Below are 16452 nucleotides of genomic sequence, written 5' to 3' on the forward strand. Positions count from 1 at the left end.
GCACCTTTCCTTACACGGCTCTAGGGTGGAGGTGGGCTCGGTGCGGGAACTCTTCCGTCCATCGTCAGGCTCATTGGAATGGGGCCGGTCCGCAAGGGTAGCTCCGTCTCCACCAGTGCGCTGAAGAAACCCAGCATCACCGCCAGTGCCGGGTCTGCTCCGGGACATGAATGCGTCGGATGCCCCGCGACCCTGCGGTTGCCGCCGAAGGCGTGGTAGATGTCCTGGCGGCCTTCGGCGAGACTTTGCTGGGTGGCGGAGACCGCGCCGGCGACGATGACGTCGCCAGGCCTCACCTCGACACCCCCGATGGTTTGCGAAACGACGGCCGTCCGCCAGATCAGTTCGGGCACCGCGCGAAGTTGCATCGCCGGGATGAAGTCGTCTCTCAGCCGGTTGAGGGCGTCCATGTAGTTCTTTGCCTTCGTGCCGGCATAGCGAGCGCGCAACGCCCATAGCGTTCCTTCGCGCAGCCATTCGTTCAATATCCGTCGCAGGTTGCCGTCGACGGTCGGAATGAATCCCATCATGGCGCCGGCGACCGTGCGCGCCACGAAGGGAATGTCGCCGGTGCCCCGCGGCGAGTTGTAAACAGCCTTCGTCACCGGCGCGTTCGTCGGCCCGAACTGCGTCAGGAAACCTTCCATCGCACGGCGCGCAGCGTCGCCATGCGCCGCGCCGATCGCCTCCACTGTCGCGTTCGGATGAGGCTGGAATATGTAGCGCGAAGGCGACAGGAAATGCCCGGGATAGCCGGGCGGCTCGCCCGGCGTCCAATCCCAACGATAGCCGACACGGCGGAAATGCCCCCCGTCTTCACTCAACCCGAACCACGCTTCGCAGAAGGCGGCGAGCAGCGGATCCACCAATTCGTGCACGTCGACGGTCAGCTCCCAGCTCGCTTCGCCGTCGCTGGCGGCATAGTCGATCGTCTGCTTGACAAACAAGCCCAGCACCTTCTGTGTGACCGCGCGCGCCAGCTCGAATGCGGCGGGCTGGTCAAGGGCCATGATCGCGGCGTTGCAGGCCTCGGATTCCTGCTCGTAGACTTGGTCTGGCTGCCCGGCGTCGCGGCCAAGATAGAGGATGCCGAACGACCGCAGCATGCGGGGAAGATAGCCGGTGATGGTCAGCTTGGTGTCGGAATCGGCGAACACCTTGTAGACCATGTCGCGGTCGGCCACCAAGACCCCGAAGGGCGTGCGAAGTGCGCCGCCGTGGCGCTCGCGGATCGCAGCCCAGATCGAGGCGTTGACGAAATGCGAGGCTGAATCCGGATCTTCGAGCGCTGTCTTCCACGCGGCCATCGCCGCGGCTTCGCCCTGCTGGCGCTCGATCAGGCGCAGACGCGCGATCTCTTTTTCCCCCTGATCCGCGGACCACGTCACGGCCGGTTTGTACCCCTGGCTCGCCGCCCATTGCTTTAGATCGGCAAGCGCCTTCTTCGATGGCGCAAAGAAATATGCTCCCCATTCCAGCCGAACGAACGGACGAGGTTCGTCGTGGAGCCGGTCCGAGCCGTCCAGCGCCACGCGAATGGTCTGGCCTTCATGCTCGAAACGGAAATGCCGGAGCCGGCCAGGCTCGGCGAGGCCGAGGAAAGGATCGCTGACCCCTGAGGACGAACCCGCGCTGTTGCCGCCAGAGAGCCAGCTCTGCACCACCTCGAACTGCTCGCCGAGGCTGGCATTGTAGGCCATGAAAACCAGGCCCCGCTCTGCTTGCTGGCCGGATTTGGCGGCTTGCGGGTCGACGGGCGGCCCGTAGGACATGCCGCGCCTGACAATCCGTGGGGGCCGGGCGCCGGCATCCGCCTTGGTGATCGACACGCGCGGATTGGCGCGCCGTATGTGCGCGTGAAACGGGCACGATTGGGCCTGCGGGTCGGCGTCGTAGTTGAAGTCGTTGTGGCCTTTGTCAGGGGGCGGAGTAGGGGTCAGGGGTTGCCCGGCCTGGGGATGGCCGGTCGGCCAGCGTCCCATCATCTTGGCCATCAGCGTCTCGCGCGTCAGGGCAGGTGCGTCCGGTCCGGCCATCTCGGCTGCCTGTCGCGTCGCGCGGGCAAGCACATTCTCGAGCTGCTCGACGTCCTGTCGCAGCTTGCGCAGCGCCATGAAGCTGCCGTCGCGGAGCATCGCGTGAGCACGATTGGTCGCGTTGCCGAACGGCGCCGTCTCGTCGGCGATGTTCGGATAGCCGCACAGAATTTCGCCGAGATGCACCCGATTGGAATAGTACGTTCCGGCCTCGCACTCACGCAGCACCGGGTTCGAACTGCCGTCGGCGAACCCGAAATGGTCCTGCATGTCGCGGGATCTCTTGTCGCGCTGCCGCTGCATCCATTGGATCGAAAGGGGCCTGATACCCGCATCGACCCCGACCAGGCGCTTCATTTCGGCCATCAACGCATGTCTCGCATCCGCCGTCGTCTGCGCGTCCTTGGACAGCAACAGGCGGAGTTGAAGGACGGCATGGACCGAGCTCATGCTGATGCGCGGCGCCGGGTCGCCTTCGGGCAGGTCCGGCGCGTCGGTCCCGAGCGCCCAATTGCTGGCGGGAAGGCGCCATCGCTGCGGATGATTCCAGCGCACGTCGCCGAGCAGGCCGGCGCGTCTTTCCATGCCCTGCACGAACTCTTCCGGCAGAGTGCGCACCTCTTCGTCCGACAGGCCGGCCTGACGCAGTCCCTCGACCGTGAATGCGATGTTGGTGACGATCTGCCCCGGCGTCAGAACGTCGGCTTCGGAAGTCACCTCGAGGACGTCGAGAAACGCGGCCAGTGCGGCCGGATTGGCGAACTGCAGCAGCAGCAGGCAGCCGTGATCTGAATTGTAGGCGGTCAGAATTCCGCCTTGCACGTTACCGCGATCCTGCAACGGCAGTTCGGCCGGCGGGGCGAGAGGCAGGTTGCGCCGTACCGGCGCCAAATCGGGCGGGGTCATCAACCAGCGCAGGGCCTCATCATAGCGCCGGCGAGCGCGCTTGACGCCTTCCGCGTAGGTGGGGTCGTTGATCATGGTGACGAATTCCGGCAGCAGCTCGTGGCCGGCCCGATGCAGAAGCACCCCGTCATGCGTCCCCGGCGGATAGAAGTCGGCCAGACGGTAGAGTCCCGCCAGTGCGCGGATGCCGTGGCGAAACGGAGGCCGGGCGGCGGCTTCGATGCTGAGCGGTTTGCTGAAGCCGGCATTGGTCGGATCGACGCCGACCTGGCCGTCGACCTCGAATATCGAGTGTCGCGCGATGTCTTCCGGCGAGGGAATCCTGATCCGCGTGACGATCTTGTCGGCGCCGGCGCCAGAGGCGCGCCGATAGACCCGCTCCTCCATTCGCAGCAAGCGCGTGTCATCCACGGTCAGGTCGGGAGTGGCATAGAGGAAATAGGCTTCGGTCTGCTTGCTCTTGAGCCAGATACCCCAGTTTTCGTACGTGTTCTCGTATCCGAGCACATAACCATCGGTATTGCAGAAGATGAGGTCGAGCAGCCGGGCGGCCTTCTGCCAGATGACGCGGACATAGGCTTCCCAGGAGCCGTCGAACGTGGCGGTCAGCAGCACATAGTCCACGCCGTCCACGGATTCGTCCTCGGGTTCGAGCACGGCGATGCCCACCGAGTGGATCCGCCCGACGCGGTCAACGGAATCGGTCAGCACGCGGGCGAGCTCGTATTCATACGCGTTGGCGCGTCCGCCATTCAGCGCCCGTAGCACGTATTTGACGCGGGTCTTGTACGTGGTCGCATCCAGGGACGGCACGAATCCCTTCTTGATCGGAGCCATCACCCTGAAATCGGACGTGCCGGCCATGCTGCCGGTCTTGATGGTCAAATCACGACGCATGTTTTTGGCTCCCCCGGGTCGCACGCAGACTTGAGGCCATTTCGCGCCTGAGCCCGGCAACCGAAACGTGTTTCGCAATGCAACGCTATTTGCGAATAGTGCGGCTCGCGGCCGCTCGATTGTATGAACTGGCCCACACTTTCCGAACTTTCCGTTGCGGTCAGCGGTCGGAAAGTTCGCCGGAGCAGCGCAATCCACCAGGACTGAGCGACCTCGGGTTTGAGCTCGGTAAGGGGCGATATCGGCTTCGGGCATCTGAGCACGGAACGCTTCCTCAATCAGGCAGGTCTGCAGATGGTCCACGTCCCATACCGGGGCCAGGCGCCGACGACGCTCGCCATCTTTGCCGGCGAGGTCGACATTCTGCTCACCACCACGTCCGATACGCTGAACGAGCACATCCGCTCCGGCAAGCTGAAGCTGCTCGGGGTTTCCTCGCCCGGTCCTTCTCCGGTTGCTCCCGGTGCGGCATCCATCGGCAGTGCCTTGAAGGGCTATTCGGTCGAAACGTGGTTCGGCATTCTCGCGCCTGCCGGCACTCCGCCAGACGTCTTGGCCAAGCTCAACGCTGCGCTTGGCACGGTGCTGGCGATGCCGCAAATACGGGATCGGTTTCTCTCCTATGGCGTGGAGGCCAAGGCCAGCACGCCTGCCGAACTGCACGCCCTGATCGCCGCAGAAATCCCGTCCTGGCGCAAGGTGATCGAGGAACGCAACGTCAAGACCGAATAGCGGACGTTCGGGGAGAGGGGACTGGCCGAGGCGGAAGAGACCTCGATTAGGGCGATCACCAGCCGGTGGATCGCGGCGTCTGGGCTTCCGCCGACCGCCGGAGCTTGGAGGTAGGCTCGCGCCGCAGCCGCATCGTCACGTTGCCAGAGGAGGAAGCCGCCGATCACTTGGGGTACCAGTCGGCAGAACCAGATCAACGTAGCATCGTCGAAATCGCCGCAGGACATTGGCCTGGTGCCCGGCACATCCGTAATTCGCATAAGGTATATTATGGAATATATTTATGTACAATGAGATCAATCATTTGTGCGGAATTGCTGACATCCGACCTTCGCCAAAGCCCGTATCTCCGTCTGCGCGTCGGCCGTCGTCTTAGCTCTTGACGTCTACTGTGCATGGGGTTGTTTTTCAGGTTTTGAAACGGGTCGAGGTCTGCGAAAGCCGATATTGCCGTGACCTTGTCCGGCTGCAATAAGCGAGGCATCCGCGAGATCGCAGATGACCCTAAGGCCGACCGCCCGTATAGGTTTGCATCTCAGAACAACAACAAACCTTCCGAGGAAGCAGACCCATGGTCCTTTCCACGCGCTATTCCCGACGCACGCTTCTCAAGGCTTCCGCCGCGACCGCGGTCCTGGGCGGCCTCGGTGCGCCCCATGTGGCTCGCGCCCAGAGCGCCGAGTTCACCTACAAGTACGCCAATAACCTGCCCGACACCCATCCGCTCAACGTCCGTGCCAAGGAGATGGCGGCGGCGATCAAGACCGAGACAGGCGGCAAGTTCGACCTGCAAATCTTCCCGAACAATCAGCTCGGCTCCGACACCGACATGCTGAGCCAGATCCGCTCCGGCGGCGTCGAGTTCTTCACGCTGTCCGGCCTGATCCTGTCGACCCTGGTGCCGGCGGCGTCCATCAACGGCATCGGCTTCGCGTTCCCGGACTACGACACGGTCTGGAAGGCCATGGACGGCGATCTCGGCGCCCATGTCCGCGGCGAGATCAAGAAGGCCGGCCTCGAGGTCATGGACAAGATCTGGGACAACGGCTTCCGCCAGACCACGTCGTCGACCAGGCCGATCGCCGGGCCTGACGATCTCAAGGGCTTCAAGATCCGCGTGCCGGTGTCGCCGCTGTGGACCTCGATGTTCAAGGCGTTCGATGCCGCGCCCGCCTCGATCAATTTCAGCGAGGTTTATTCCGCGCTCCAGACCAAGATCGTCGAGGGCCAGGAGAACCCGCTGGCCATCATCTCGACCGGCAAGCTCTACGAGGTGCAGAAGTACTGCTCGCTGACCAACCACATGTGGGACGGATTCTGGTTCCTGGCCAATCGCAGAGCCTGGGAAAAGCTGCCGCAGGACGTGCGCACCGTCGTCGCCAGGAACATCAATGCCGCCGCCGTCAAGGAGCGTGAGGATACCGCCAAGCTGAACGCCAACCTGCAGCAGGAGCTCGCGGGCAAGGGCCTGGCCTTCAACCAGCCGGCCATCGCGCCGTTCCGCGACAAGCTGCGCTCCGCCGGCTTCTATGCCGAATGGAAGGGCAAATATGGCGATCAGGCCTGGGAGCTTCTGGAGAAGGCCGTCGGCAAGCTGTCGTAGCACGTTGGGGCCGTCGAGGTCGGTATCAGGATGGCTCATGTCGAGATCGAGATGACCGAAGCTGTGGGCGAGGTGACGTTGCAGTCCCCTCGCCGACCTTCGCTGCTGGCCTCAGTCGAGCGCGTGCTCGGCCTCGTCGTCGAAATCCCCACGGCGATCCTGGTGGTCGCCGAGATCGTGATCCTGTTTGCCGGCGTGGTCGCTCGCTACGGCCTGCACCGGCCGCTGATCTGGTCGGACGAGCTCGCCTCGATCCTGTTCCTGTGGCTCGCCATGCTGGGAGCGGCGGTCGCGTTCCGCCGCTCCGAGCACATGCGCATGACGGCCGTCGTCGCCAGCGCCAGGCCGGCGATGCGGGCCTATCTCGATCTGGTCGCGACCTCCGCGGCCCTGGCGTTCCTGATCCTGATTGTGTGGCCGGCCTTCGACTACGCCTATGAAGAAAGCTACATCACGACGCCGGCGCTGCAGATCTCCAATATGTGGCGCGCCGCCGCGCTGCCGGCCGGCATCGGCCTGATGGCGGCCTTCGCCTTGCTGCGGCTCGTGCGCGCGGCCGACTACCGAATGGTTGCGGCCGCCGTGCTGTCGGTTGCGGTCGTGATCGGCCTGTTCTGGCTGGCCGAGCCATTGCTGCGACCGCTCGGCAATCTCAACCTCATCATCTTCTTCGTCGGCGTCGCCGGCTTCTGCGTGTTTGCCGGGGTTCCCATTGCGTTCGGCTTTGGTCTTGCGATCTACGGCTATCTCGCGCTGACCACGCGCACGCCGGTCATGGTGCTGGTCGGGCGCATGGACGAGGGCATGAGCCACCTCATCCTGCTTTCCGTGCCGCTGTTCGTGTTTCTGGGGTTGCTGATCGAGATGACCGGCATGGCGCGGGCCATGGTGGCGTTCCTGGCAAGCCTGCTTGGCCATATCAGGGGCGGCCTGCATTACGTGCTCGTCGGCGCGATGTACCTCGTCTCCGGCATCTCTGGCGCCAAGGCGGCCGACATGGCGGCAGTCGCGCCCGTGCTGTTCCCGGAGATGAAAGAGCGCGGCGCCAAGCCCGGCGATCTCGTCGCGCTGCTGGCGGCCACCGGCGCCCAGACCGAGACCATCCCGCCCAGCCTCGTGCTGATCACGATCGGCTCGGTCACGGGCGTCTCTATCGCCGCCCTCTTCACCGGCGGCCTCCTGCCCGGCGTCGTGCTCGCCGTCACGCTCTGCATGCTGGTGTGGTGGCGCTACCGCCACGAGGACATGGGCCACGTCCGCCGCGCGACGGCATCCGAGATCGGCAAGACCTTCGTCATCGCCCTGCCCGCGCTCGCTCTGCCCTTCGTGATCCGCTATGCCGTGGTCGAGGGCATCGCGACCGCCACCGAAGTCTCCACCATCGGCATCGTCTATGGCGCCCTCGTGGGCCTTCTGATCTACCGCCGCTTCGACTGGCGGCGGCTGTTTCCGATGCTCGTCGAGACCGCCGCGCTGTCGGGTGCGATCCTCCTGATCATCGGCACGGCGACCGGCATGGCCTGGGGCCTGACCCAATCCGGCTTCTCGCGCTCGCTGGCTGCAGCCATGACGGGATTGCCGGGCGGGGCTGCGACCTTCATCGCCGTGTCGATCCTGGCCTTCACCATCCTCGGCAGCGTGCTGGAGGGCATCCCGGCGATCGTGCTGTTCGGACCGCTGCTGTTTCCGATCGCCCGCGCCGTCGGCGTGCACGAGGTGCACTACGCCATGGTGATCATTCTCGCCATGGGTATCGGGCTATTCGCCCCGCCGTTCGGCGTCGGCTATTATGCCGCCTGCGCCATCGGGCGCGTCGATCCGGCCGAAGGCATCAGGCCGATCTGGGGCTATCTGCTGGCGCTGCTGGTGGGATTGATCATCGTCGCGATCTTCCCCTGGATCTCGATCGGATTTCTTTGATGCGGTTTAAGGAGGGTGTCGATGAGCGAGCGACAGAATCCGTACAATATCGGCCTCGACAAGACGCAAGCCAACTATGTGCCGCTGAGCCCGCTGAGCTTCCTCGCGCGCAGCGCCGCGGTCTATCCCGATCACGTCAGCACGGTCTATGAAGGCCGCAGCTTCACCTGGGCTCAGACCTATGAGCGCTGCCGGCGGTTCGCCTCGTGGCTTTCGAGCAAGGGCATCGGCGTCGGCGACACCGTCGCGGCGATGCTGCCGAACATTCCCGCGATGAACGAGGCGCACTTCGCGGTGCCCATGACCGGCGCCGTGCTCAACGCGCTCAACATCCGCCTCGATGCGCCTTCGATCGCGTTCCAGCTCGATCATGGCGGCGCGAAAATCATCCTGGTCGATCCAGAGTTTTCAGGCGTCATCACTGCGGCCCTGGCGCAGATGACCGGCCCCAAGCCGCTGGTGGTCGACGTCGACGATGCATCGTTCAAGGGCGGCACCCGCATCGGCGAGATCGAATACGAGGCAGCCGTCGCCGAAGGCGATCCAGGCTTCGCGCCGATCACGCCGAGCGATGAATGGGACGCGATTGCGCTGAGCTACACCTCGGGCACGACGGGCAATCCCAAGGGCGTCGTCACCCATCATCGCGGCGCCTATCTGAACGCCGTCAGCAACATCCTCGCCGGCAATCTCGGCCAGCATCCGGTCTATCTCTGGACGCTGCCGATGTTCCACTGCAACGGCTGGTGCTTTCCCTGGACCATTGCGGCGGCCGCCGGCATCAATGTCTGCCTGCGCAAGGTCGAGCCGACCAGGATCTTCGAGCTGATCAAGCAACACGGCGTCACCCATATGTGCGGCGCGCCGATCGTCTACAACACGCTGATCAACGCGCCCGATGCACCAAAGGGCGATGCGGCCCGCCGCGTCGTCGGCCTGATCGCGGGCGCAGCGCCGCCGGTCGCGGTGCTGGAAGGCGCCGAAAGCATCGGCATCAAGCTGACGCATGTTTACGGCCTGACCGAGGTCTACGGCCCCGCCTCCGTCTGCGCCGAGCAGCCGGGCTGGGATGACCTGCCCGCCGCCGAGCGCGCGCGCATGAAGCGCCGGCAGGGCGTGCCCTACCCGCTGCAGGAAAGCGTCACCGTGATCAACCCGCAAACGATGCAGCAGGTGCCGCGCGACGGCGAGACCATCGGCGAGGTCATGTTCCGCGGCAACATCGTGATGAAGGGCTACCTGAAGAACGAGAAGGCGACGAAGGAAGCTTTCGAAGGCGGCTGGTTCCACACCGGCGATCTCGGCGTGCTCGACGAGCACGGCTACGTCATCATCAAGGATCGCTCCAAGGACATCATCATCTCCGGCGGCGAGAACATTTCCTCGGTCGAGGTCGAGGACATCCTCTACAAGCACCCGGCCGTGCTGTTCGCGGCCGTGGTGGCAAAGCCCGATCCGAAATGGGGTGAAGTGCCCTGCGCCTTCGTCGAACTGAAAGAGGGCGCCAGTGCCAGCGAGGCGGAAATCATCGCCTTCTGCCGCAGCCAGATGTCCGGCTTCAAGACGCCGAAGGCGGTCGTGTTCGGGCCGATCCCGAAGACGTCCACGGGCAAGATCCAAAAGTTCCTGCTGCGCAACGAAGTCGGCTCGGTGAAGGCGATCTCGGCCTGATCAGCGGCCAAAGAAGCTTCCGCCCGCCTGCGGCGGGTGGAAGCTCTCTCATCCTCACATCTTCTTGTAGGCGTCGAGCACCGCCTGACCGTCGGCCCCTGCCTTCTTAAGCCAGTCGGCCGTGAGCTGGTCGCCGATCTTCTGGAAGCCGGCCTTCAGTGCCGGGCTCGGCGGCTCGACAGTCATGCCTTTGGCCTTGAGCTGACCGAGGTACCAATTGGCCTTCTCTTCCCAAGCCTTCCAGCCGCGCGTCTCCGCGGTGGCGGCGGCCTTCAGGATGGCCTCCTGGGTCGGCTTGTCGAGCGCCTCGAACGCAGCCTTGTTGACGAAAGTGTAGTTCTTCGGAATCCAGGCCTGCACGTCATAGAAGTATTTGAGCGACTCCCACGCCTTCGAATCGTAGCCGGTGCCGCCCGACGACATGAAGGAGTTCACCACGCCGGTCGCCAACGCCTGTGGCAGTTCCGCAGCCTGGATCGTGACCGATTGCGCGCCGACCAGTTCGCCGATCCGCGCGGTCCCGACATTGTAGGCGCGCCACTTCAGACCCTTCATGTCCTCGATCGTGGCCAGCGGCTTGTTGACGTAGACGCCCTGCGGTGCCCACGGCACCACGAACAGCAGCTTGAGACCTTGCGCGTCGAGCTTCTTGGCGATCGCAGGCTTGGAGGCCTGATACAGCTTCGTCGCCTCGGGGAAGCTGGTCGCGAGGAACGGCACGACGTCGACGCCGAAGATCGGGTCTTCGTTCTCGTGGATCGACAGCAGCACCTCACCCATCTGCGCCTGCCCGGTCACCACGGCGCGCTTGATGTCGGGGGCCTTGAACAGCGAGGCGCCCGGATGAACCGTGATCTGGAGCTTGCCCGAGGTGGCGGCTTCGACGTCCTTGGCGAACGCGACCAGGTTTTCGGAGTGCGGATTGTCCGCAGGATACGCTGCCGGCAGGTTCCATTTGGTCTGAGCCAAGGCAGGTGTCGCGGCCAGCACAACGCCGGCAATCAAAGATGCGTGGAATAAACGAGACATCATCGGACTTCTCCTCACAGTCGATCTAGAGAACGGGTACGCTCAGTCTGGGAAAGCGAGCTTCGGCAGGAACGTCACGATCTGCGGATACTCCGTGATGATGAAGACCGCAGCGAGCAATAGCACGAAGAACGGGAAGGCCGCCCGCGCGACCGTGAACGTATCGCGGCCGCTCATGTTCTGGAGCACGAACAGGTTGAACCCCACCGGCGGCGTGATCTGCGCCATTTCGACGTGGATGATCAGATAGACGCCGAACCAGACCAGGTCGAGGCCGGCCTGCCTGACCATGGGCAGCACGATGACAGCGGTCAGAACGATCATCGAGATGCCGTCGATCAGGCAACCCAGGATGATGTACATGATGCTCAGATACAGCGCCAGCATGCTCGGCGTGAGCTGCTGGCCCTGGACCCAGGTGGCGAGCGCGGCCGGAATCCCCGTATAGGCCATCGCCGCCGTGGTGTAGGCCGCGCCTGCCAGGATCAGCATGATCATGCAGGTCAGGCGCGTCGCGCTCATGATGCTCTCGAGGAAGTTCTTGCGCGTGAGCGTGCCGCTCCACCAAGCCAGCAGCAGCGCGCCGGAAACGCCCCAGGCCGCGCACTCCGTCGCCGTCGCAAAGCCGAGAACGAGCGACAGGAACACCGCCAGGATCAGCAGCAGGCAGGGCGCGAGCTTGGCGGACTCGCGCAGCTTCTGCCGGAGCGGCATCGGCGGATCGCGCGGCGGAACCTTTGTCGGGTTGAGCAGCGACCAGATGATGATGTAGCCGGAATAGAGCGCGATCACGAGCAATCCCGGCAGGAAGCCGCCGAGAAACACTTGAAGCACGGAGACGTTCGCCGTGACGGCATAGACCACCATCGGAATCGACGGCGGGATCAGCAGGCCGAGCGTGCCCGAGCCCGCCAGCGATCCGAGGCTCAGGCCCTTGTCATAGCCGCGCTTGTCGAGCTCCGGCAGCGCGATCTTGCCGATCGTCGCGCAGGTCGCCGCCGACGAACCCGACACCGCCGCGAAGATGCCGCAGCCGATCACGTTCACATGTGTCAGCCGTCCCGGCAGCCACTGCACCCAGGGCGACAGGCCGCGGAACATTTCCTCCGACAATTTGGTGCGGAAGAGAATCTCTCCCATCCAGATGAACAACGGCAGGGCCGCCAGCGTCCAGGATGAGCTCGCGCTCCAGGTGGTGGTCGCAAGCACGGTGCCGAGCGGCAGGCTCGTGGTGAGCGCCATCGCCACGAAGCCGACCAGCCCGAGCGAGACCGCGATCCAGACGCCGCTTCCCAGCAGCAGGATCATGACGCCGAGCAGGACGAACGACAGCTCGATCATGCCGAGACTGGCCATGGTCAGCCCCCACCGCCCTGCGAGATGCGTTCGACGAACTCTTCCGGAGTTTCGTCGGGCGAGCCCTTCTCGTAGCTCGGACGGTTGCCGCCGATGACGTTGACCATCTCGTCGATCAGCGCGATCGAGAGGATCACGAGGCCGCCGGCGAAGCCGAGCTGGGGAATCCAGAGCGGAAGCGCGACCACGCCCTGCGCCACGTCGTTGAAGCGCCAGGAATCGTAGGTCATCTGCACAGCATGACGGGTGAAGTAGAGAATGAAGGCAGCGGCAATGCCGAGCGCCACGACCTCCGCGATCTGCTTGGTCCGCCCGTGCAAGCGCTCCAGCAACAGGCCGACGCGGATCATCTCTCCGCGCTTGAACGTGTGAGCGAGGCCGAGGAACGCCATCGCCGCCATGCACCAGGACGCAAAATCATCGCCGGCGGGAATGTTGAGCGCAAACTGGCGCCCGACCGACATCACCATCATGATTGCGAAGATCGCGACCAGGAAGACGCCCGCGGCATAGCCCGCGCCGAGATAGAGGAGGTCCAGCGCGCGTCGTACCGGTCCCTGAGTCGCTACATCGTCCTCTGCCAACGCGATCCCCATCCTCACACGATGCGACTCGACGGACCGATAGCATCCGACTGCCGGTCCTGTTTGAATATCGCCCTGCCCAACGCCTGTCTTTCAGACGTTAGATCAACATGATGGGGCCGGTGCAAGCAAGGTCTATGCCGGCTGGCAGGAGAATTTCCACCGCGGGTTTAGTGCGTCTCGAGCCGCAGCCCGTCATAGGCCGGCACCACGCCAGGGGGCAGCGACTGCCGGATAACCTCATAATCGACGTCGGCGGTCATGTTGGTGATGACCGCGCGCTTCGGCTTGAAGCGCTCGATCCAGGACAGCGCGTCGTTGATGCTGAAATGGCTGACATGGCCGGTGTAACGCAGGCCGTCGACGATCCAGAGATCGAGATTTTCCAGCGCCTCCCAGCTCTCGCGCGGGATATCATTGAGGTCTGGCGTATAGGCCGCATCCCCGATGCGGTAGCCGAGCGCGGGGATGTTGCCGTGCTGCACCAGAAAGGCGGTCATCGTCACCGCGCCGCCCTTCCCCAGAATGGTCTGGCTTTCTCCCGCCTCGATCGAATGCCGCGTCAGGATCGGCGGATAATCGCTGCCCTCGGGCGAGATGAAGCAATAGGAGAACCGCGACAGGATGTCCTTGGCGGTCGACTGGTTGAAATAGGTTGGAATGCGCCGGCGCATGTGCATGACGACCGAGCGCAGATCATCCATGCCGTGGGTCTGGTCGGCATGTTCGTGCGTCAGGAACACCGCGTCGATGTGGTCGACATTGGTCGAGAGCAATTGTTCGCGCAGGTCCGGCGAGGTGTCGATCACGATGCGTGTCGTGCCATGCTCGGACGTCCGTTCGACCAGCAGCGAGCAGCGGCGACGGCGGTTCTTGGGATTGTTGGGATCACAGGCGCCCCAGCCGAGCGCCGGGCGCGGCACGCCGGCGGAGGAGCCGCAGCCCAGGATCGTCAGCGTCAGCGTCATGTGGCTCCCAGTCTCAAGCTTTCACCTTCGAGAACAGGCGGAAGAAGTTTTCGCTGGTCTGGCGCGAGATCTCGTCGAGCGACACGCCGCGCGTCTCGGCGAGCACCTTTGCGACCTCGACCACGTAGGCCGGCTCGTTGCGCTTGCCCCGAAATTTGCCGGGCGCAAGATAGGGCGAGTCTGTTTCGACCAGGATACGATCGGGCGGCAGTTCGGCTGCGATCGCGCGTAAGGTCTCCGATTTCTTGAAGGTCAGGATTCCCGTGAAGCCGATATAGAGCCCGAGCGACACCGCCTTCAGTGCCAGCTCGCGCCCGCCCGTGTAACAATGCAGGACGGCGCGAAACGATCCCTTTGCGGCCTCCTCTTCCAGGATGCGCGCGCAGTCCTCGTCGGCCTCGCGGGTATGGATCACCAGCGGCAGGCCGGTGGTGCGGGCGGCGGCGATGTGGGCGCGAAAGCCCCTCGCCTGCGCCTCCGGCGAGCCGTTGTCGTAGAAATAATCGAGCCCGGCCTCGCCGAGCGCGACGACCTTGGGATGCTGGGTCAGCGCAATCAGCTCATCCGGCGCGATGCCGTCCTCCTCGTCCGCATGATGCGGATGGGTGCCGACCGAGCAATAGACGTCGTCATAGCGCTCCGCGATGGCGAGCAGGTCCTGCACCCGCCGGACCCGCGTCGAGATCGTGACCATGCGGGCGATCCCGGCGGCTCGCGCCCGCGACACGATACCGTCGAGATCTTCCGCAAAGTCCGGAAAATCCAGATGGCAATGACTGTCGACCAGCATCGTGCGAACGCCTTCAGGCCGCCGGCTCGACGTAGCGCGGGAACGCCGGCATCGGCGCCGGCAGCGTCGAACCGGGCGCGATGCGCTTGGCGCCGCCGAGCATGTCAAAATTGCGCTCGGCTTCGGGGATGCCGAGGCTGTCGAGCAGCTTGCCGGAGGCGGTCGGCATCGCGGGCTGAGCCAGGATCGCAATCTGACGCACGACTTCGGCGGTGACGTAGAGCACCGTCTTCTGCCTGGCCGGATCCGTCTTGGCGAGCGCCCACGGCGCTTCACCCGCAAAATAGCGGTTGGCCTCCGCGACCACGGCCCAGACGGCGTTGAGCCATTGATGAATCTGCTGCGTCGCCATGGCTTCACGCGAGGCAGCGATCATGCCGTCGGCCATCGCCAGGATCGCCTTGTCGTTGTCGCTGAACTCGCCGGGCTCGGGCAGCACGCCGCCGAGCTGTTTTGCGATCATCGACAGCGAGCGCTGCGCGAGATTGCCGAGATCGTTGGCGAGATCGGCGTTGATGCGCGCGACAATCGCCTCGTGATTGTAGTTGCCGTCCTGGCCGAACGGCACCTCGCGCAAGAAGAAGTAGCGCAACTGGTCGACGCCGTACTGGTCGGCGAGGTTGAAGGGATCGACAGTGTTGCCGACCGACTTCGACATCTTCTCGCCCCTGTTGAACAGGAAGCCGTGGGCATAGACCCGTTTCGGCAGCGGGATGCCCGCCGACAAAAGGAAGGCCGGCCAATACACCGCATGGAAGCGGATGATGTCCTTGCCGATGACGTGCACGTCGGCCGGCCAATAGCGCCAGTTCTTGTCGCTCTCATCGGGGAAACCGACGCCGGTGATGTAGTTGGTCAACGCATCGACCCAGACATACATCACGTGCTCTTCGTCGCCGGGCACCTTCACGCCCCAATCGAACGTGGTGCGCGAGATCGAGAGATCGCGCAGGCCGCCCTTGACGAAGCTCACCACCTCGTTCTTGCGCGAGTCCGGCCCGACGAAGTCGGGCTGATCCGCATAGAGCTTGAGCAGCTTGTCCTGGTACTCCGACAAGCGGAAGAAATAGCTCTTCTCCTCCACCCATTCCACCGGCGTGCCCTGCGGCCCCAAGCGCACGCCATCGTCGTTCACACGCGTCTCGTCCTCGGCGTAATAGGCCTCGTCACGGACCGAGTACCAGCCCGAGTAGGTGTCAGCGTAGATGTCGCCGTTCGCTTCCATGCGGCGCCAGATCTCCTGGCTGGAACGGTGATGCTGCTCCTCGGTGGTGCGGATGAAGCGGTCGAACGACACGTCCAGGCGCTCGTCCATCTCTCTGAAGCGGCCGGCATTGCGCGTCGCGAGCGCGGCGGTGGACATGCCTTCGTTCGCCGCCGTCTGAATCATCTTCTGACCGTGCTCGTCGGTGCCGGTCAAAAAGAACACATCCTTGCCGTCGAGCCGCGCAAAGCGCGCCAGGGCGTCGGTCGCGATCGCCTCATAGGCATGACCGATATGCGGGCTACCGTTGGGATAGGCGATCGCGGTGGTGATGTAGAAGATGTTGTCGCGCGCGGCGGCAACCGCAGGCGTGGCAACGTGCGCAGAAGCGACGGGCTTCGGCGAACGAGGAGCCTTTGGCTTCGGCGCCTTTGGCTTCTCAGGCGTCACGACGGGAGTCGGTGCGGCGGTCACGGCAGGCGCAGCCGCATTTTTCGCGACCTTCTTCGCCGGAGCCTTGGCCGGCTTTTTGGCAGCTTTCTTCACCGCCTTCTTGGCGACGACCTGCTTCTTCGCGGCCTTCTTTGCGGCGCCCTTCTTCACGGTCTTCCTGACGGCAGCCTTCTTGGTCTTCTTGACCTTCTTGGCAGCTTTGGCCGCGCGCGCCTTGGCCTTTTTCGCGGCTTTCTTGACGGCCTTCTTCGCAGCCTTCTTGCCGCTCTTGCGTTTGACGGATTTCTTAGCTCGCGTTGCCAC

At 64.2% G+C, this 16452-nt stretch carries 11 protein-coding genes; 4 read left to right on the forward strand and 7 right to left on the reverse strand.

Features of this window, described 5'->3' with window-relative positions; translation table 11 throughout:
• Positions 1-20: 20 nt before the first annotated feature.
• Positions 21-4142 carry a Dyp-type peroxidase gene (locus N2605_RS17000; RefSeq protein ID WP_260347289.1) on the reverse strand — a complete coding sequence of 1374 codons (4122 nt, stop codon included), beginning with the start codon at positions 4140-4142 and terminating at the stop codon, positions 21-23.
• On the opposite strand from N2605_RS17000, the gene N2605_RS17005 reads away from it, so the two are divergent.
• From N2605_RS17005 to N2605_RS17020, 4 genes are all read left to right on the forward strand, one after another.
• Positions 4134-4571 (forward strand): tripartite tricarboxylate transporter substrate-binding protein, encoded by a 438-nt coding sequence (locus N2605_RS17005; RefSeq protein WP_260347290.1) that lies wholly within the window; start codon positions 4134-4136, stop codon positions 4569-4571. The two genes, N2605_RS17000 and N2605_RS17005, sit on opposite strands and share 9 nt — an antisense overlap.
• A 571-nt stretch (positions 4572-5142) precedes the next feature.
• Complete coding sequence (locus tag N2605_RS17010) at positions 5143-6174, forward strand: TRAP transporter substrate-binding protein (protein WP_260347291.1); 1032 nt, start codon at positions 5143-5145, stop codon at positions 6172-6174.
• A 30-nt stretch (positions 6175-6204) separates the two neighbouring features.
• Entirely contained in the window at positions 6205-8094 is a 1890-nt protein-coding gene (locus N2605_RS17015) for a TRAP transporter large permease (protein WP_260347292.1), read from the forward strand.
• Positions 8095-8115: 21 nt separating this feature from the next.
• A complete protein-coding gene (locus N2605_RS17020; RefSeq protein ID WP_035999240.1) occupies positions 8116-9765 on the forward strand; it encodes an acyl-CoA synthetase in 1650 nt (549 codons plus the stop codon).
• Between the two features lie 54 nt (positions 9766-9819).
• Here the strand turns inward: N2605_RS17020 and N2605_RS17025 are convergent, their stop codons facing one another.
• From N2605_RS17025 to metG, 6 genes are all read right to left on the reverse strand, one after another.
• Positions 9820-10797 carry a TRAP transporter substrate-binding protein gene (locus tag N2605_RS17025; RefSeq protein ID WP_035999237.1) on the reverse strand — a complete coding sequence of 326 codons (978 nt, stop codon included), beginning with the start codon at positions 10795-10797 and terminating at the stop codon, positions 9820-9822.
• A gap of 39 nt (positions 10798-10836) precedes the next feature.
• Complete coding sequence (locus tag N2605_RS17030; protein WP_035999234.1) at positions 10837-12150, reverse strand: TRAP transporter large permease; 1314 nt, start codon at positions 12148-12150, stop codon at positions 10837-10839.
• Positions 12151-12152: 2 nt separating this feature from the next.
• Positions 12153-12746: a TRAP transporter small permease gene (locus N2605_RS17035; RefSeq protein ID WP_035999231.1), complete on the reverse strand. Its 594-nt coding sequence runs from the start codon at positions 12744-12746 to the stop codon at positions 12153-12155.
• A gap of 158 nt (positions 12747-12904) precedes the next feature.
• Positions 12905-13702 (reverse strand): MBL fold metallo-hydrolase, encoded by a 798-nt coding sequence (locus tag N2605_RS17040; protein ID WP_035999229.1) that lies wholly within the window; start codon positions 13700-13702, stop codon positions 12905-12907.
• Positions 13703-13715: 13 nt separating this feature from the next.
• Positions 13716-14492 carry a TatD family hydrolase gene (locus N2605_RS17045; protein WP_260347293.1) on the reverse strand — a complete coding sequence of 259 codons (777 nt, stop codon included), beginning with the start codon at positions 14490-14492 and terminating at the stop codon, positions 13716-13718.
• A 13-nt stretch (positions 14493-14505) separates the two neighbouring features.
• Positions 14506-16452 (reverse strand): methionine--tRNA ligase, encoded by a 1947-nt coding sequence (gene metG / locus N2605_RS17050; RefSeq protein ID WP_260347294.1) that lies wholly within the window; start codon positions 16450-16452, stop codon positions 14506-14508.

It is taken from the genome of Bradyrhizobium yuanmingense (assembly GCF_025200905.1).
Taxonomy (GTDB): Bacteria; Pseudomonadota; Alphaproteobacteria; order Rhizobiales; family Xanthobacteraceae; genus Bradyrhizobium; species Bradyrhizobium yuanmingense.